Origin of the sequence: Neobacillus sp. PS3-12, assembly GCF_030915385.1 — a bacterium.
Classification (GTDB): Bacteria; Bacillota; Bacilli; order Bacillales; family Cytobacillaceae; genus JAEVLT01.
In genome coordinates this window covers 4826521-4846043 of record NZ_CP133268.1, presented here as the reverse complement: position 1 = coordinate 4846043, position 19523 = coordinate 4826521, and the positions used below count along the sequence as shown (strand labels likewise).

Annotated in this window: 12 protein-coding genes; 4 read left to right on the top strand and 8 right to left on the bottom strand. The window is 35.9% G+C overall.

Annotated features, from left to right (window positions below):
* Position 1: 1 nt before the first annotated feature.
* The 7 genes from brxL to RCG17_RS24350 form a co-directional block, all read right to left on the bottom strand.
* A complete protein-coding gene (gene brxL / locus RCG17_RS24380) occupies positions 2 to 2059 on the bottom strand; it encodes a protease Lon-related BREX system protein BrxL (protein ID WP_308172603.1) in 2058 nt (685 codons plus the stop codon).
* Between the two features lie 16 nt (positions 2060 to 2075).
* Positions 2076 to 4637 carry a BREX-1 system phosphatase PglZ type A gene (gene pglZ / locus RCG17_RS24375; RefSeq protein WP_308172602.1) on the bottom strand — a complete coding sequence of 854 codons (2562 nt, stop codon included), beginning with the start codon at positions 4635 to 4637 and terminating at the stop codon, positions 2076 to 2078.
* A 69-nt stretch (positions 4638 to 4706) separates the two neighbouring features.
* Positions 4707 to 8261, bottom strand: a complete 3555-nt coding sequence (pglX, locus tag RCG17_RS24370; RefSeq protein ID WP_308172601.1) for a BREX-1 system adenine-specific DNA-methyltransferase PglX — start codon at positions 8259 to 8261, stop codon at positions 4707 to 4709.
* Between the two features lie 16 nt (positions 8262 to 8277).
* Entirely contained in the window at positions 8278 to 11859 is a 3582-nt protein-coding gene (gene brxC / locus RCG17_RS24365; protein WP_308172600.1) for a BREX system P-loop protein BrxC, read from the bottom strand.
* Between the two features lie 17 nt (positions 11860 to 11876).
* Positions 11877 to 12443: a DUF1788 domain-containing protein gene (locus RCG17_RS24360; RefSeq protein WP_308172599.1), complete on the bottom strand. Its 567-nt coding sequence runs from the start codon at positions 12441 to 12443 to the stop codon at positions 11877 to 11879.
* A gap of 13 nt (positions 12444 to 12456) precedes the next feature.
* Positions 12457 to 13053 carry a DUF1819 family protein gene (locus RCG17_RS24355; protein ID WP_308172598.1) on the bottom strand — a complete coding sequence of 199 codons (597 nt, stop codon included), beginning with the start codon at positions 13051 to 13053 and terminating at the stop codon, positions 12457 to 12459.
* 29 nt (positions 13054 to 13082) lie between these two features.
* On the bottom strand, positions 13083 to 13307 hold the full coding sequence (locus tag RCG17_RS24350) for a TIGR04540 family protein (protein ID WP_308172597.1): 225 nt from the start codon (positions 13305 to 13307) through the stop codon (positions 13083 to 13085).
* 205 nt (positions 13308 to 13512) lie between these two features.
* Between RCG17_RS24350 and RCG17_RS24345 the strand changes: the two genes are divergently transcribed.
* The 4 genes from RCG17_RS24345 (at position 13513) to RCG17_RS24330 (ending at position 17567) form a co-directional block, all read left to right on the top strand.
* Complete coding sequence (locus RCG17_RS24345; protein WP_308172596.1) at positions 13513 to 15069, top strand: spore germination protein; 1557 nt, start codon at positions 13513 to 13515, stop codon at positions 15067 to 15069.
* Positions 15066 to 15797 carry a Ger(x)C family spore germination protein gene (locus RCG17_RS24340; RefSeq protein ID WP_308172595.1) on the top strand — a complete coding sequence of 244 codons (732 nt, stop codon included), beginning with the start codon at positions 15066 to 15068 and terminating at the stop codon, positions 15795 to 15797. Before RCG17_RS24345 ends, RCG17_RS24340 begins: the two co-directional genes overlap by 4 nt.
* A 35-nt stretch (positions 15798 to 15832) precedes the next feature.
* Positions 15833 to 16228 (top strand): Ger(x)C family spore germination C-terminal domain-containing protein, encoded by a 396-nt coding sequence (locus RCG17_RS24335; RefSeq protein ID WP_374120867.1) that lies wholly within the window; start codon positions 15833 to 15835, stop codon positions 16226 to 16228.
* Between the two features lie 229 nt (positions 16229 to 16457).
* A complete protein-coding gene (locus RCG17_RS24330) occupies positions 16458 to 17567 on the top strand; it encodes a GerAB/ArcD/ProY family transporter (RefSeq protein WP_308172594.1) in 1110 nt (369 codons plus the stop codon).
* Positions 17568 to 17732: 165 nt separating this feature from the next.
* Here RCG17_RS24330 and RCG17_RS24325 read toward each other — a convergent pair whose 3' ends face one another.
* Positions 17733 to 19325 carry a glutamate synthase-related protein gene (locus RCG17_RS24325; RefSeq protein WP_308172593.1) on the bottom strand — a complete coding sequence of 531 codons (1593 nt, stop codon included), beginning with the start codon at positions 19323 to 19325 and terminating at the stop codon, positions 17733 to 17735.
* Positions 19326 to 19523: the final 198 nt, after the last annotated feature.

Here is a 19523-nt window from a genome sequence, read left to right as displayed (position 1 = left end):
ATTAACTTACACCCAAGGCTTTAAATACGGCATCAATCGGGTCAGAGTAAAACACTGGCTGTACTTTTACCAGCAAATCAGGCGGAACAGTCTGAAGATCCATGACTGACGCTGCAGGGATTAATACTTTTTTGGCACCCGCATCGACGCTCACTTGAAGTACATTTGCAAATTCCTCCACCTTTGCAATCGTGCCGCCTACCGTCATATTGCCAATCACAACCGTGCTTTCTTGAACAGGCTTATCCAATGCCCCAGAGCAAAGTCCAATTAACTCCGCAACGGCCAATTCATCGGTCAGGCCTATTCCTTGAATATCGCTAATATGCATGAGATAATCCTTTGTCTTAGAACTAATCGTATTGCTGATACTTTTACTGTTTGCGGTAAAGTAACGGAAAGCTGTATCCAGACTTTCTTTTGCTTCACGATGAGAACCGACACCTGATTTATCAAATTTTCCAGTTCCGCTTACGACCTGATTCTCCAGCTTATACACGCCGATCATCCCAGAATTTCCATGCCCAACAACATAAACATGACCAGGTTTCCCCATTCCTTCTGGGATAAGTTTTCCGCCCCCTTGTTCCGGAACAGATACATAATGTTCTTCAAGGGTTTCTTTATCGATATAGGAGAACATGACATCATAAAATTCCATACCGCCGATTTTCTTAAGCTGCTCTTTTACACGTCGTCGGCCTTCAAGGGCATATTCTAATACCTCTCGAACGTTTTCCTTCGTGAATTCACCATTTGGATAAAGAAGTTTCATCATTCCTGACACAGTTCTTCTAACTGCATTCGTATCACGCTGGTTTAAATTATTTCCCAGATTAAAAAACCGATCAATAGCGTCACTGAACATACGCTTTCGCATTTCTCTGAAAAATTCAGCAAGATAGTCGACAATAAATCCGTAATTTTCGGTAATTAAATTGGGCCTCATTTTAGGGATTTCCCAACCGGGTAAATAGTAATGCATCCGATCGAAAAATGCACTGTCATTTGCCATTTCTTCTGGGAACGGAGCAAACAGATGTGAGGTTTTAACTAGTGTATCTACACTTTGATTAATGTTTCCTACAAAGACCATGGAGGCATTTGCATTTTTTTCTTCCTTTCCTCTTGCAAATGAACCTGATGCCATGTAATCTTTCATAATTTGAATGCCATCTTTATCTTTAAACCGTATACCGGCAACCTCATCAAATGCCACACAGTCCCAAAGGCCAACAAGTCCTATTTTCCTAGAAGACATATTATAAAATAGGTTGGCAACCGTTGTTTGGCCACCAGATACTAAAATTGAATTGGGCGAAAGTTCTTTATAAACGTGTGATTTACCTGTTCCACGAGGTCCTAGTTCACACATGTTATAGTTATTTTCCACGAGTGGTACAAGGCGCAACAGGAGATGCCACTTAACCCGTTGATCCAATTGGGTTGGCTCCATACCCGTAGAACGAATTAATACATCAATCCATTCGTCTTTTGTAAATTTCTTTCGACCCTCAAATACTTCATTCATATCCATATTTGGCATCTGAATTGGCTGCAGACTTACAACACTAAATGGGTTCTTATTTTTTACTTCTTCATCAAAGTAATAGTCCACTTTGACCATACACCAAATGCCGCCAACAAGAAGCTTGTCATATTCTTTTACGAAATTGGATGGGGTTGGTACTCCCTTTAACCCAAGATTTGAAAATTCTGCTTCATACGTATCTATTTTAGGATTTAATGAAACTGTTACCTTATCAATAATCGAATACTGTCCAAGTTCTCGAATTCGTGATTTTATTTTCTCTGCCTCATCGGGACGAACAAAGTTATCAGAAAGAATCTTTTTAACTCGTTCCACCCCTTCTTGAATGCTAGTTTCATCATCCGTAGCTGCATACATACCAAGTAAATATTCCAAAACATAAACAGGTACGTTTGCTCCGGCTTTTATCAGGTTGGTTAAATCTTTTCTTACCACACGTCCTGCAAATTCGTTATTTAGCTTTTTATCAAGTTCCAATGCGGATACTTCGGTCACCTTTTCCTCCATGTCCACCCCTCCTCAGTTAAAAATCAAAATCACTGATAATACCCAAATTAATCGTAAAAGGGACTTTTTCAAGAACTACTCCGGTCTCTACATCTTTCATGATTAAATAATAATCCATATTTTTATTATAAGTAATGGTCTTTAAGGCAAATCGGAGCTTAAACGTCCGCTCTTCTGGGTTTTCTGATGTTCGATCACCAATGATCGTCTCTTCATTAGAGATGACAACCCCATTTTCATCCGCCATATAAATCAATACCGTTCTTGGAACAATCTTTTCCTCTACCTTTTCTGTTTGGAAGAAAGATAATTGGAATAGACTGTTGGTAATTTTTCTCGTTGTATTCGTAAGTTTGATATCCACCTTAACGATTTCACGACTATTGGCTTGCCCTCTTCGGATATTTTTATATGTAATTAAAGGGACAACTACTTCTTGAAGACTTCCCCCGCCATGAACGAAGTTTACACCAGAACCTTGAATTTTAAAGCGAATCGTTGCTTTTGGAACATAGACATTTAGTTGATACTCATTTTTTATGATCGAATCCAAATGAATATTGAGAATGCCATCCATCTGACGCTTCTCTTTTGACAGCATATATCTTCTTTTCACTTCGATGATCTCGATATCCTCTTTTTCAATTTTATCACTTTCCATCAAAGCCTCTCTTTGATAGACAAAGCCATGGTCAGCCGTAATCAAAATATTGGTTCCAGATAAATCATCCCGTATGATTTTTACAAGAGTCGTTATTTCTTCAATCGCTCTTTCAACTGCATCAAACGTATAGATTTCAGTGGATGCTTTATCTCCCATCGCATCAATTGTGTCATGATAGAGGTATATCAACTTCTTACCCTTAAACAATTCTCTCCTGCCAGCTTTGTTCATCGCAAACACTTCTTGGGCATGAACGGCTACACTATCTTGAACACTGGACTCGATAATATCCTTGCGATTTTCCAGTCCGCTTGATGACTTACCATCAATAAAAACTCTACCATTTTCATCAAAATCAATGACTTTATGTGGCAACAAGGAAGCCATGCCGAGTTTTGTAACAGAAGGGATGACACTAAGGATCGGTTCAATTTCGCAAGCTCCCATCGTCTCAGCATTTAATTTTTCGGCAATTTCTACTCCAACCTCATAGCGGAGAGCATCTGAAATAATCACAAAAATACGTTCACCTTTATAAACCTTTGGAGCAACATATTGTCGATAAAAATGTTGCTGATTTGTAATGCCAGGAAGCATCCAGTTATCTTTCATATCGGATTCAACAGCCTGAGACCAATGAGCGCTTAAATCTCCCATATACCAGTTTGCATACAGGTTTTCTACCATTACTTTTAGCTTTTTCAAAATTTCACTGTTTGGCTCTTGATCGAAAGCAACATAAAACTTCCGATAATATGTATCCATGGCGTGATATTCATTGATATAAGCTTTCCACATGTCTATGGCTGACACCTTTGGTATGCCAGAACTATACTTTTTATAGAATTCATACATTTTTACCGTATAGAATAATGCCTCATAAATGAATTGAAATCTTTCATAAAAATGTTTCACTCTTCTCAAATTGATCAACTTGATATACTCGTCATAGTCTTCATGCGTTGCTTCAAGACTATTGGCAATATAGATAATGATGGCTTTATCGAAGTATGGAAACGTATCCGCATTTGTAAAGTCCTCAATTTGCAGCCTATGAACGATATCCGCTAATTTTATTTCTGGTTCAACAGACTCGGCTAACTCATCGTAAAAAACATAGTCAGTTTTATGGTGCATCCAATGATCAATGAAAACCAAAGAGTTTGATTTATTTCTTTCCGCAATAAAACCTTGGATATTTGAAAGCAGGGAGCTTTCAATCGAGTGACTAAGAGAAGTGACCGTTAAATGGATGAATAAAGTTTTTAAAGATGGATCTTCTCTGTCATATCCATAGACATTCGAAACGTACTTCCAGAACACACTGAGATCAAAATACTTGTCCATAAGACTCATATATTTGTTATCTTCTTCTGAAAGACCTTCTATTAAGACGGTTTTAAGCACTTCTTCAAAATCAGGTGTTTTCAAGTTACATAAAACACTCATCATTCCTATTTCGATTGACTCTTCCGTATAGGTTTGAACCCCATAGGACTTAAATTTTTGTGAGTGCTTTTTATTGAAAAATTTCTCGTACTGCTTCACTATTGCACGTAATGATGAATCAATTCCTAAATCATCCAACAATAAAGAAATTTTATCCGCATAGAATGTTTTCGAATAGTAAACGGTATCAATAAGCCAGTTATCTTCTACGCTTAAATCATCATTTGTATAAACAAGATAATGGGAGGTCGAATCTTCTTCTTCTAGTAAGTACTTTGAATAGAAATTATTATTTACTGTCAATTGATGAACTTTCACGTTTTCAATTGAAATATTATGTATCTCTTCAATAAACTCTCGATCCTTATCCACCCAAAATACAATTTTTCTTTGTTCGCCATCATTTAGTGGTTCATTAAATGTGGCCGTTAAAGTGGAAACCACCTGATCTATATTCAAGCTCACTCAACCCTTTACATTAAACTTCATAAAACAAGGATACACCAGTCATCACTGGTATATCCTCATGACTGCTTATATATTTGCTACAAGTCCTTTAAATTTTTCATAATTAACTGCAACACCATCATCTAAATCAATTTCAATCTGCCTATCCGCCATATGGTGCAACAATTCGTCGTACTCTTTTAGCTCTTCAATCTTCTTGTCCAATATCTTTAATTCCTTCTTGGCATTACTGATTTCTTTCGCTGTGTAATCGCCCTCGATAATACCCCATAAGTCCTTCTTCTCAGCATCAAGGCGGATTTGATATTCGTGTAAATAATCAGTGCGGATACGAGATAAAGTGGTCTTATCATAACGATGAATATAGATCAAACAGTTAAATGCCTTTTGTTTTCCAGAAGTAAACAACCAGTAAATCGGTCTCTTTTTATATGTTTGTAGATGATCCTTGAAGAAATTATTTAAGAAATATCTTCTAATGGTTTCTTTTGCTGTTTCACTCTTTTTCTTCCCAAGAGAAATAGCAAGAAATTCAAGGTTTTCGGATAATGTTTCTTTTCCAAATACAATCTGAACAAACTCGATAAATCTTGAAACAATATCATTTTCAATATAAGATCCTGAAAGAATCGGAAGGATATTATCTTCGTCAACTTTTAAGGACTTATAAGTATCTGGATTAAAATTTCCACCTGCATAAACAATTCCCTCTTCTTCAAGAGAGTAACGACCAAATATGCAACCAATAGCATAAGAAATGAAAGATTTCATTTCAATCGTTTGATCTGCAATGTATATCGATATTTCCTCATCTGATAATTCTGGAGACATTTCCTCTTGTAGACCGTAAATTTCAAGGAAAATCTGATTGAGTTCCTCTTCGTTACTTTTTATTTTTCTAAATTGCTCTTTTGTAAAAAGAACTCTTTCTTCAAAAGCCTTCTCAATCTTACCTGTTTTTGCTACACTTTCATATTTCAATAGAGGATGAACTTTAAAATCCCAAGAAGTTTCAAAGGAGTCCCAATCTGTACGTGATATCGTTACGTTTTTTTCGACAATCTGATCTATTCTTTCATTTTCATTTTTTATAAAAATGAGATCTTTTATATTTCCTGGTTGGCGGTTGATGGTAGGATTTAGAATTTCCAAATGCCTTTTGGTAATAACCGTATTTAATAAACCTAATAAATAATGCCCACCCTCATTATTTTCAAGAATGATCGAAGAACCTGCAACATCAAATAAGAACCCCGTTGGATAATATCTAATGCTCAATGTACTTGCAGTTCTTGACCATGATACTTGAGGTTTAAACATACTCGGTAAGGCCGCAATCGCTATATTATAATTAGGGTCTTTTTCCCTTTGTTTTAGCTTATATTCTTTAATGTATTTTCCATCCTTATACCAATTAATCACATACTCCATGTTTCCATACCACTTTCGGAAGATTCCTCCCTTGTTATATGGAAACCAGACAAAGTCACTTTCTAATGCCTCTTGTTTCGATAAATTTCTTCCTATTTTTCTGTAATCAACTTCATACCAATATCTCAAAAACAAATTATTGTTCCCGCTTGTCATTCCACCTTTAGCATCATAATAATCTCCAATTTTAGCCTCATTTTTGAATAACTCTATTTCTTTGTTACTTACCCAATAGGCTATTGGATGCCCTGGAATCTCCTTGAAGAATTCTTGTCTAAAGGAATAGCAAAACTGTAATTTGGTATCGATATCTGATATTAAATGTAAGGTCATTTGTTTTTTATCGTTTGAGTTTTTTTCATCTACCAATCTGAGATATAATCCGCTGCTACCCGCGATTTTTATATTCCTTAGAACAAAAGCTGTTGTTTGAACAACTTCTCCCCCAAATTCCTCAAATGCATGTGGGCCTAAATGCAGCATTGTGCAAATGGTTTTGGTATCGATGATCTTTTCTCTTAACTCTTCAAAACTAGATAAAAACATCCAGGAATGCTGATTTATACAAGCAAAATACCCATTATCTTTTTGATAATGACTTATTTCCATAAAACAAGCAAATAAATCTTGTTTCGAATCCGGATAATTCTTTTTGAGGAAATCATACAGTACAGTACTCATTGTTGCAGAACTCATATACGGGGGATTTGTCACTAAAATATCATATTGCCTATGCATGATCTCTGCTTGTTTTAACAAATCTGATAACAACGCTAATACACGACTTCTTACTTCTTCATTAAAAAGATCTTTAGCCGGATTATTTTGAATGGACAAGAATCTTTGCTCCAAAAACTCCTTATCATAATCCATCACTTTAATTAAGGAACCTAACGTTTTGGCATTCTTGAAATTCTCTACAAATTGTTTGACTCCTTTATATTGTGTACCTTCAAGTTCACCTGAAATATAACTAATTTCTTCTTCGCCCCAAAAAGAAGTTTCTTGGATAGAGGCTAAATTTAATGTCAGCCCCTCTCTTTCAATACTTCGAAAGAAACGGCTGTTGTACTCCAATGCTTTCATTACAACTGAGAAACAAGCAAGCTGGTAGGCCCGATCATCTATATCTAATCCATAAAGATTATTTTCTATAATTAACCTTGGGATTTCTCTATCCATATATCCGCACTTGATATAGATTTCATACAGCACATCAAACATATAGACAAGAATATGCCCACTGCCCATTGCAGGATCGAAACACTTAATATCCTCAACTTTTAGTTCTTTATTGATATATGGAGCTAATCTTTCTTCAAAATCTGTTTCTGGATTCGGATTTTCAAGATAAAACTCCCAGTTTTCTAATAAATCTCGATGTTCTGAATGTGATTCTACCCAATAACGGCCTAATGAGTTTTGCACCATATAACGTACGATCCAGTCGGGCGTAAAAAGCTGTGTAGCAAAAGGGATTTCCTCTGTTTTATATTTTTTCTTTGCTTTTATGACCCAATCTTTTTCTTCTGCTATGTAATATTGATAGAGCCAACCAATAATTTCAACCTTCGTCCAATCTTCCTCTGGAATAAAACTCGGATCGGTCATTTGCCGAATAAAGGAGTCTTTTGCTAACAATCCTTCTGGAAAGAGAATTTCAGTATAATCATCAATGGTTTCAAATATAAATGGTAAGAACCGATTCAAATCGTTACAATGCTTAATAATTAAATACTTAAACAACTCTTCCGTTTTATTGTTCAATTTCAATTCGTATATATATTCTTTAGCCATTTCAATCTCGAAATCTAACTCTAATGCTTCATTTAACATATCTGGATCGGCACTATTTGGATTTGAAGAGGATAATACCCTAACTCCTGAGGGGAGATAGTCGTTTACTTCCATATATCGTAAGGCTGTAAAACGATTAAACCAAGTATAGGAGACTTCCTCCAATACCTGTTTAAGGCCTAGTTGGTTAATACGGTCAATTAGTTTGTCTCTTTGACCTTTTTCTTCTTTTGAAAGCTGTCTGCCATCTATAAAGATGGCATCCGAGCTTTCAATATCTGCTTTTTTGATGTTGTCTTCCGTAATTCCAATTTTCATTGCCCTTGCTTCCACTTTTTTCAAAAGTTCTTTTCTTGCACTTGTCGCAAAAGTTTTCAAGGCTGTTTTGTTCATTCCAACATCTCCCGCTTTAATCAATAAACTCAATTTCTTTATTCGATTTAATGATTTGCTTTAATTTATTCGAGAGGGTGTTAATATACTTGTCCACATCATCTTCTGATCGTAATTCTTTCACTACGATCAGTTCCGAGGCTTTTATTTTTTGTTTTTGCACCGTTACAACCTGTCCGCCAGTACTTCCATCAACCCCTCCATCTACAATGACAGGAGGTTTTTCTGTATTTCTTCTCTGCCATTCCTCAATTTCTTGATTGATTTTCCGTTCATAATTCTCCTTGAAACTTGCACTTTGAGAAATGGTCGCATCTACCTTATAAATATCAGCAAATACTTCAACTTGCTCCATTAACTCGCTGTAGTATTGCTCAATGCGTTCTTTCGTTTCATTGGAAACACCATATTGTTTTGCTTTAAGGGAAAGGTAATCATAGTCGACCTTAATTTTTTCCTTAGCATTGTTCCTTTTCTCTGTTAGGACATTTTGAATTTGATCATCCATCTTCTTAATGATTTCTGGAATCATTTTGATTTTTCGATATGGAAGCGGATCATTTAAAATACCCATTAGTTGTTTGGCAAATTGAGCAGCTTCTTCACCCATGAGATAGGCCTTATTTTCTTCATATTTGCTGATTGCCGAAAGACCTTTGTCAAAAATATCTTTCTGATCGGAACCAAAGAAGCCCTTGACATAAGTCATGTCCTCTTCCCAATAACTAAGATCCTTTTGTAACTCTTTCATTTTGGCAAAAAATGAAGCATTGTCTAATCCCTTATGGAACTCGCCAAAATACTCCAATCCTTTATCAAGTAAGCTCATGCCAGGATATTTCCTACCCTCGTAGCGTGCTTTAAATGCATTTATTTCGCCAACTTGTTTCTCCATAAGAGTGCGAATTTCCTTCACTAAGCCATCTTCATCATCTGGTAAATCTGTTGTATTGAAGACATCCTTACAAAGCTTTTTAGCCGTTTTAATTAAGGCTTCATCTACTTTAACTCTTTTTAAAATGATCCCTTTATCGGCTTCGGACGTTTTCGTTAAAACCGTTACAATCTTACTCGCACTTTCCTCTGGCTCCAAATACTCGGAATTGTAACGGAGGCGAATCCTTTGTTCCCTTAATAATTCCGCAATTAAACGCTGAATATCAAGCAATCTCCATCCATAAGGTTTATCACTATAGCGATCTAAGAGGATTTTCACCCGAATTTGCTTCTGAATGGAATCTTGCATGGTAATAAAGTCAAACATCTCTTTCGTAGCTGATTCATTAGGGTCATGTTTAATTTCAGGGCTTAAAGTCAATTGTTCGTCTTTTATACTCAAAACAGAAAGAAGCTCTCTCTCACTATCTAAGAATTCCTTTACATAGCCCAACTTCGTATAGACATTATCAACCAACGAATGCAAGGCTGTATTGATTTTCTCTTTAACAGTGGAGCCTTTAATATTTGCATCGTCTCCATTTATGAAGAACTTCCCGCTTTTAATCGCATCCTCTAACAATTCCCGGACTCTTCTTCTTCTTTCACGTACTTCTGCTTGCTTATTATTTAGGATATTTTGAATACTTTCTGGAAGCTGGGTAATATTCTTTTTCTTACGGTACTCTTCGATTTTAAGGACTTCTTCCATTTCCTCGATATAGGATTCATTCCCACCGAGTTTAATGATAAGTTCTCCACTGCCAGAGGACATCATCATTAATTCTTGTTCAGATCTACCGTAGTGATCAGATAATGGGGAAAGAATATTGATTCCAATACTTGCCGTTTGATTTCCATAGTTTTTCTCATCCATTTTCTGATTATAGGAGAATGTATATACATTGGTATAACGATATTTCTTTTCATCATACAGGTCTTGGAAGATATAATTTGCAAGTTCCCTTTTTGTTAAATCTTCATCAATATGTATCGCTTTTATTTCCCGGTTGACATCCTGCTCGTCATCGGTAAGAAAGATAAAATAATCTCCATTTTTTTGGACAAGCGTTTGTGAAATGAGCTTTCTTAAAGACACTTTGATTTTTTCTTTCAGCTCTAATTTATCTTCATCAATACTTGAAACCATGAGCGTAGCGACATTTTCAATATTGGCAGGAAGCTCTTTAATGTATTTAATCATGAACAGCACTTTTAAAAGGTTCACATTAAATTCATCATCTTTAAGGGCAGGGTTTTCGTATGCACCCTCAATAACCCTTGAAATCGAAGGGTTTAGAAATTCCTTGATCGTATCGTAAAACGCATAGAATGGGATTAAAATTCCTTCCTCAGCATCTTTATAACGCGATCCCGCCTCTTTAAATGCAGAAAGCATGGAACGTTCACCTTCTGATAAATGTTTACCAGATGAACCATGCCGTCTAACTTGTTCAAAAACATTTTGCAAAAGTTTAAATTGATAAGGAATAAACGGGTAAACATCTGCAAAATCCTGTTCATGATCATATCCTCTTAAATCTGAGGTACTTTCCTTGAAGCTAATCAAGTTTTTCAAGATCGCACTTTTCTCTGGAAAAATCAATTTGAGTTTATCATTAGCAAAATCTTTCTTTAGAAGGATCCGTTTTTTGATGACTTCATCAACAGAAATAGAAGATAGCGACAGCCTTGTGTCAAAGCGGCCTTGAATCCGTGAGAAGTCATCTCCCTTTACCTTAACGATACTATCGATGCTCTCTTGGGAAGTCACCATAATCCATACCTTCCCTTGACAGTATGTTCCTAAGTCCTCGGCAACCGTTTGAAGGTTAAGCATAAGACTACGGCTATCACCAATGAACTGTCCAATTTCATCCACTAAAAAGACAAGATGAAAGTTTTTGCCCTTCTGATCGATATATTCCTTCACATCTTTGGCGAACTTCTCAATACTGATTTCAAAATTATTGACACCATTTTCAAACCAATTACGGGCTGACTCTTCACTCATGTCGGTAACTTTCGTTAATGCACCAATCACATAGTCAGCATCAAAGTAGAAGGTGTTGCGACGGTCAACCCACTCTTCGTCTGAAAGGGATTTAAACTCAGCTTTAAATTGTTCGTAGACCCCTTTTTGATCCAAGTATTTTTCCATTTCGGCGACACCAGGTATATCCCCGAAATAACCTCGATGCTCATAGAAAACCTTCATAAACACACGTAAAATAGCATCTTCTTTCGATTTACTATCTAAAGATGCTTTAGAATCAATATTAAAAAGAATGACTTCTGTTTCGACATCAGCCGTACGATTCATATTGGCCAGAATTAAAGGATCTTGAATTTTATTTTGGAAAAATTCTACTGCCTTTTTATTTTTCACCTTCTTATTTTCAAGCAAGTAAGCAAGAATTTTTAAGAAGTGTGATTTACCACTTCCAAAGAAGCCCGATATCCAAACACCCATTTTGTCCGTTAAACCGTCTATACTTTTTTGATAATTTTCATAGAATTTTGATAGGTGTTTATTTAACTCTCTTGTGACAACATATTCATCAAGTTCTTGATAAATATTATCTTCATCTGTCTGGGCAACCTTAATAACGCCTCTTATATCACGTTCGATATCTTTCTGAAACATGTCTTTAATGATCATCGTGTATCCCCTTTTCTTCAATCCACTAATGGAAATGCTCGGTAATAGTTATCATCCTTAAATTGATTGAATAATTGAAGTGACTGACCATCATATCTTCCCGGGAAAAACATAATGACTGGTATTTTATCAATCACTTCTTGAAGATTATTTAAAATGGTGTGTGAGCGAACAAAAGGGTATACCTTACCTACCCCCGAAATAAACACTACATTATGATCGGCTAATTGTTCTTTTATTTTTCTCAAAAAAACTTCAGGCTTCGCAAAGGTAATCAAGGCTTTAAACAAGGCCTCTTTACCCTGTTTTTCTTCTACTTGAAAAACCCGGTCAAAAATTCGTTTCTCCTTTGCAATTTCAAGCAGCATTTTATAAAGGTCAAATTCAATAATCTTCCGATCAGAACCTTCATAATTAAACTCTTTTTTTATATGTTTTACATAATCACGAACGATTAATTCTTCCTGTGGATTGTAGTCAAAAATATAAAAACTAATCTCATTTCCCAAGCCACGACCTTGAATAAACTTATCCTCTTTGATTTTTGGAATAATCTTATCCAATCTACGATTTATATTAGCCATCCTACTATTCCTTTCACTCACCCATTGCTCGAAGATATTTTGTATCACCAATGAATGTGAGATGATGTTTTATCTGTTCATCGATCATTAGTCGGTTTAGTTCATTGCCACGTCGATTCCGCAGCATCCCGCTTTCAAAAAGTACTTGCATAAAAGCACGTTTTAACTTTTCAGCATTTATATCGCTCCAACTAGCGATCTTTTCACTTTGTTCTGATTTAGAAGCAAAAAAAACATTAAGATCCTTTTTTTCGATTGTAAAATCATTATTCTGGAGCTTCTCGCTAATTAACTCTCTCATAAATTCAAAAAACAAAAGGTCCGTTTTCATTATGGAATATAAATTAATCACTTTGGTCATCTCTAAAGAACCTTTTGTCATCAGTTGAGCTAGTGTATCATCAATAACATCCACTCTTTTCATAATTGATGGTAACGCTCGATTAATTCTTCCTTTATTGGCAAATTGAAAAATATTTTCTTCGATGACTTTTCTTCTTATTTCTTGGTTTGACAAGCCCAATTGCTTGAGTTTAACCACTTGTTTCAGCTCAAATAACAAGAATGATGCCCCATTCAAACTTGAAGAATACTCTAAATCCTTTACCATCCAATCCTACCTCTCATCGTGAAAAACTTCTATTCTATTTCTAGAACCCGTTCGATTATAGCCAATCTTCTTTTTCCGCATTGCTGCTGAACGACTTTTGTAAATTGATTATTTTTTATAAGCTTATCCTGATTATTTTTATAAATATTTTTAACACCCTGGATCAGCCCTTGCTCCTTAATTTCATCCTGCCAATAAGCATCAACAAGTTGATTGATTGCGGCAGCCATCTCCCTTTGTGTACGATAAAACATCTTTATCTCCACAAATATCACCTCAAACCTGAGTTTTACTCTGTTCTTATTCTACTCTTACTATTTAAGTAAAACAAAAGAAATCATTAATAGAACTTGTTGACGCAAAAAACAAGTAGGAGAAAAAATTCCAGGCACTCAATATTTAGTATCATTTTTTTGAATTTGTTGAACAAAATAATAAAAAATTAATGGAGTTAATCCAATGTCAATTTTTTCAAGTACTAAAAAAGAGCAGCCATCTAAAGAAAAAAAAAATAGCACAGAACCTATTTATTTGGGGAAAGGTTTTGAAGATAGAGAGAAATGGTTGAAAAATTGCTTTCATCAAAGCTCAGATGTCATTTTTCACACTTTTATTGTTAACGAAACTCAATGTGCAGTTGTTTATCTACAAGGAATGGTCGATCAATCATTATTCGATGAAAACGTCCTAAAACCTATTTTATCAACTGATTTTACAATTCCAAAAAGCGATTTTTTTCACAAATTACTTGACTTAAAACAAATTAGTGCAATGTCGAGTAAGCTTATTACCGATATGCATGTGGCCGCAGAAAGTGTTCTTGAAGGAGAGGTTTTGTTGGTAATAGAAGGTGAAAACAGAATGCTTGCTTTTCCCTTCACAAAATTTGACAAACGTTCTATTAATGAACCTACGACCGAGAATGTAATCAGAGGACCAAAGGAATCATTTGTCGAAGACATCTCTACAAATATTACATTAATCCGAAGAAGAATAAAGTCTTCTTCTTTAAAAATGGAGCAAAAAGAGATAGGAAAAATTACAAAAACGAGAGTAGTCATTGGCTATTTAGAAGGGATTTGTAAACCAGAACTAGTTGAAGAAGTTCGAAATCGCCTTAGTGAAATTCAAATGGACGGTGTAATAGGCAGTAGTTATTTGGAAGAATATATGGACGACTATCCATATTCTCCCTTTCCACAAATGGAAAAAACAGAGCGTCCTGATGTTGTTTCTGCTTCCTTGCTAGAAGGACGTGTCGTTGTTTTTGTAGACGGAACACCAATCCCACTTCTCATTCCTGGGAATTTTTATATGTTTCTTCAATCGGCAGAAGATTATTATCAACGTTATATTTCAGCGACTTGGATCCGCTGTATTCGGTATATCTTTTTATTAGCGTCCCTATTTTTACCTTCTTTTTATATTGCAATTACTACCTTCCATCCAGAAATGATACCCACTAATTTGTTAATAAGTGTTGCTGGTGCCCGTGACAATGTCCCCTTTCCAGCATTAGTAGAAGCTTTGTTAATGGAATTGGCTTTTGAGGGTTTGCGTGAAGCTGGGATTCGAACACCAAAGGCAGTGGGACAAGCGATAAGTATACTAGGTGCTTTAGTCATTGGACAAGCTGCAGTTCAAGCTGGGATTGTTTCTGCTCCAATGGTTATTGTTGTTTCACTAACTGGAATTTCTTCCTTTATTATTCCACATTACGATTTAGCCTTTTCGCTTCGTTTTCTACGCTTTCCGATTATGATATTAGCTGGGACCTTTGGATTATTTGGATTAACAATGGGGGCTTTAGTTATATACATCCATTTGGTAAGTCTGCGTTCCTTTGGAATGCCATATCTAGCGCCGACTGCACCATTGCGGCTAGGCGATCTTAAAGATGTGTTTATTCGGGCTCCATGGTGGATGATGAATCGACGCCCTACCCATTTATCACCAATGAATCCTAAAAGGGCAAATACCAAAAAAATTTCCAATGGTGAGGATGAAGGAGATTGAGAACTCGATTAAAATTGTTGATCTTAACTAGCGCATTTCTCTTAACTGGATGTTGGTCAAGGGTAGAAATTAATGACCGTGCCTTTGTAACTGGAGTTTTTGTGGATAAAGGCGAAAATGGAAATATGGATTTAACTTTATCTTTCCCGCTTACAAATCGGTTGACCTCACCCAGTATTGGAGGTGTCAGCCCAACTGGCAACCCTTATACAGCCATTTCAAAGAGCGGAAAAAGCTTATCAGAAGCTTATAGGAAAATTCAGGTGGATCTACCCAGAAGAATTAACTGGGGCCACACAAGGATCATTGTGGTGGGTGAGAAAATGGCAAGGGATGGGATTTCGCCCATTCTAGAGTTTGTTATTCGAAACCCAGCATTTAGCATAGGCAATACCCTTTTAGTTACTCCAGGTAAAGCAAAGGAACTTGCGAACCTTGTCCCTGCGTTTGAAAGGTTTCCTAATGAAGTGCTAAGAGAATTCACTCAAAAGAAAAATACCTTAAATACGACTATAAAGGATTTTTTAGAAACAGAAAACGGTGATATGATTGTTGGTTTATTAACAAAGGGTGAAAAAAATATGATTAGTGAAAAAGGAAACAAGGTAATGTGGGTGGGCACAAATGGAATGGCATTATTTAAAAATTATAAAATGGTAGGAAAAATCAATCAGAGAGTAGGCCGAGGGGCATTATGGATAAAGAATAGAATGGAGAATTCGGGGTAAATTTACCCTCTCCTACTGATCAGAAAAACATTAGCTTGCTGGTTTTAAATACCAATACAAAAATTCGTCCTTCAAAAAACGATATTTATACATTTGATATTTTGGTAAAAGCTGAAGACGATATACTCGAATCTCATTCTAATATTGATTTAACTGATCCAAAAAAGGTCCATCTTATTGAAGAAAAGGCAGGAAGAGAGGTTAAAAATAGAATTTATGAAGTATTTAGAGAGTCTCAAGAAAAAAAATCAGATGTTTTTCAACTGGGTTCATACCTATCATGGTATAAACCGAAAGTATGGGAATTATGTAAAAATGAATGGTCGATGATTTATAAGGATAAAGTAAAAGTAAATATACATGTTGATTTATCTATAAAACGTCCCGGTAGTGAACAAAATCCATTTTGGATAAAGGAAAAGAAAACATGACATGGGTGCTCATCTCATTTATATTAGTTTTTTTTATAGAATGGAAATACTTAAAAATAAAAAATCGTAAGAAGAGAACCTATTGGATTGTCTTTATGATAATGGGGGTATGCTTTCTTTATTGCTTAACCACTGTTGTTTTTGAACATTTCCCTAGCCCTAATGACCTGATTCGAGTTCTATTTCATCCATTGCCCCAAAAAATTGTAGGTTAGGAGAGGAGCCCATTATGAAATTGGAACGGATAACCCAAAACCAAATTTTAATGTTTTTTGTACTTTATTATTTTTCCACTCAATTGGGATTTGCCTTTGGACCACTTGTGTCGCTATCACAATATGATACTTGGTTGTCCCTTTGTTTTGGAGGTTTAGGGGGAGTGATTCTTGCTTATTTTACGATAAAACTGGCTAATCGGAACGCAAATGAATTCTTTGTTCATTTTGGAAGGAAAATCCTTCCCGTGTGGATTCATATCCCAATGATGGGTATACTGTTCTTTTTTTTTCTTCATCTGGGTTCTATTATTATCCGAGAATATGAAGACTTCATGGTTCAAAATTATCTGCCATCTACACCAAGTGCTGCAGTGGGAATGATGTTCGCAATGGTTATTGCTATTACGGTAAGAACAGGGATTGAGACCCTATTTAGAACAGCTCAGGGATTGTTTTTTCTTATTATTACCGTGGTAATACTTCAATACTTTTTAGTTATGAATGATTTCGAATGGAATCGTTGGATGGCATTTGTCACGAATCATCAGATCAAAGGAATGTTAAAAGGAAGTTATACGATAACACCGTGGTTTGGAGAAATTATTCTTTTGATTTTTTTCTTTCCATTCATTGCTGAAAAAGAAAAAACTTTAAAATCCATTATGTGGGCAACCCTTTTTTCAACCATAGTACTCATATGCACTACTGTATCTTTACTTTTTCTTTTTGGCCCCAACTTAGCTAGTCACTTAACCTATCCAGTGTTAGAAATAATACGATTTGTTCGGATTGCCGATTTTATTGAAAATTTAGATCCATTACTGGTTGCGATCTGGTCCACTACGGTTTTCCTAAAGGTGGGAATATTATTGTATGTGTCGACCCTAATATTATCACAATTATTCAATTTAAAAGACTATCGGCCCCTTGTATTTTCTTTAACACTTGTAATGATCACAATGTCACTTCAAATGTCAGAAAATACAGCCGAACTTAATGATTTTTTCAAAAACTCTTGGACCACCTTTGCTTATTTTGTAGAGATCATTCCGCTTTTGTATTTTTTTATCGATAAAATTAAAAATTATTTTCAAAAAAAAGTTAGTCATAAAAAACCTTAATTGATACAACATCGGCGATTATTAATACAACTTTTTTGAAGTTATGAAGTTAATCATGTAATGATATGTAAAGCTGATAAACCATTACATATACCTCAGCTTTATCTGTGAATTTATCTGTTGATTTCATAAAACCAGCAACTCCTTTCATATCCATTTTCAGTTCTATAAAGTTTTTTTCATTAAATCAGCCGAAGAATCAGGAATTGGAAACATCTCTGATAACCTTTTTATTTTTCCATCAACGTCTTTAAAGACAATGTGATCTCGATTGAATTTGCGCGGGCTATCAAGGCCGCAAGCTGCGGCTAAGGCAAACAAACCTTGACGTACATTAATGATGTAGTTCATGACTCGCCATTTCTTTTCCTCTGGCACAAGTGCTTCTTGATATTTGGGATCGGTCGTCGTTACGCCTGTAGGGCATTTACCAGTATGGCATTGAAGAGCCATGATACAGCCATTAGCAATCATAAAGCCTCTTGCTGAGTTCACGGCATCTGCACCGATAGCAAGGGCAATAGCAATTTTATCTGCTGAAATTAACTTTCCTGAAGCAAAAATTTTCAACTTATTACGTATACCAAACTGATAGGCCTTATCGACAACCGCAATTAAAGCAGGAAATAAAGGTAGCCCCATTGTATCTGCCATTGATTTGAAAGTGGCGCCTGTTCCACCTTCTCCGCCATCAACCGTAATAAAGTCCGGATAAATCCTAAGATCATTCATCCTCTCGAAAAATTCATCCAAGTTGGATGGATTTCCAACGACAATTTTGATTCCAACAGGTTTGCCGCCTTCCTCTTGCAGCATTTTGATAAACTGCAGCGTTTCAATTGAATTATGCAAAAATGGAAAGCGATTGGGAGAATTAATGGTTTTCCCAACAGGAACCTTACGAATATTCGCTACCTTTGCAGTAACCTTCGACCCCTCCAAATGTCCGCCACGGATTTTTGCTCCTTGACCGAATTTAAGCTCAAATGCTTTAATATTCGGTTCCTGGGCTTTAAGCTTAAATTCATCTTTGGAAAAATTGCCCTCATCATTGCGAAAACCAAATAAACCAGGGCCAATTTGGGCGACCACATCTGCATCACTATCTAAATGCTCCGGTGCAACTCCGCCTTCTCCCGTATTAATCCATGAACCGCTTGCCATTCGACTGCCATGGCCTGTTGAAAGTATATAGTTTTCGCCGACTGCTCCGTAAGATGTGGCAGAGGCGCCAAATGGCCCCTGAAGTCTCCAAGGAAATTCCCGATCACCGCCAACGATTATAGTATCTTCCTCATGATACAGCCAACGTGTTGTTTGGTCCTTTTCAAGCTTTTCATGCCGAGTAAATAATCCTTCATGATCAATTTTATATTTCATTGCATGGACTTTTTCTTGATTGTCTACCTTTAATTCTTCATTCAATAAGGGAAACAACCCATTGGCAATATAATAACCAGGCTGATCAAAGTCACGTTTGGACCCAAAACTTAAAAGATCACTTCGATATTTGGCAGAAAAAACAATCCCTAAAAAATCGGTTCGTGAAAATGGTTTGCCGCTGTTATCATCATCAAACCAATATTGTCTGAATTCTGGACCAATCTTTTCTAATAAGTAGCGCATCCATCCCAAATAAGGGTGTGCTCTGATAATTGAATGCTGTGGTTTCTTTGCTAAAATATATAACCACAAAAGCAAGGAAATCGGACCTCCAATAAACACAATCAATAAAAAGATAAAAATAGTCCATACCATTAAACCAATCCCTCCATTTCATACTAACATGTGGAAACAAGATCTGCGGTTGCAATGCTGGTCGTTCATTTTTTTGCTATTAATACATTATTTAAAACTTTCCTTTATCTTGCCTACTATTTATCTCGAATTGTATTATCTCAACTTTACAAGAAATCATAATGTAATGTAAAAACGGATGTCCGCAGGCATCCGTTT

Excerpts from the sequence above, each read along its gene's own strand:
- brxL (WP_308172603.1), bottom strand. The coding sequence starts at position 2,059 with ATGGAGGAAAAGGTGACCGAAGTATCCGCATTGGAACTTGATAAAAAG.
- pglX (WP_308172601.1), bottom strand. The coding sequence starts at position 8,261 with ATGAACAAAACAGCCTTGAAAACTTTTGCGACAAGTGCAAGAAAAGAA.
- brxC (WP_308172600.1), bottom strand. The coding sequence starts at position 11,859 with ATGATCATTAAAGACATGTTTCAGAAAGATATCGAACGTGATATAAGA.
- RCG17_RS24360 (WP_308172599.1), bottom strand. The coding sequence starts at position 12,443 with ATGGCTAATATAAATCGTAGATTGGATAAGATTATTCCAAAAATCAAA.
- RCG17_RS24355 (WP_308172598.1), bottom strand. The coding sequence starts at position 13,053 with ATGGTAAAGGATTTAGAGTATTCTTCAAGTTTGAATGGGGCATCATTC.
- RCG17_RS24350 (WP_308172597.1), bottom strand. The coding sequence starts at position 13,307 with ATGTTTTATCGTACACAAAGGGAGATGGCTGCCGCAATCAATCAACTT.
- RCG17_RS24345 (WP_308172596.1), top strand. The coding sequence starts at position 13,513 with ATGTCAATTTTTTCAAGTACTAAAAAAGAGCAGCCATCTAAAGAAAAA.
- RCG17_RS24330 (WP_308172594.1), top strand. The coding sequence starts at position 16,458 with ATGAAATTGGAACGGATAACCCAAAACCAAATTTTAATGTTTTTTGTA.
- RCG17_RS24325 (WP_308172593.1), bottom strand. The coding sequence starts at position 19,325 with ATGGTATGGACTATTTTTATCTTTTTATTGATTGTGTTTATTGGAGGT.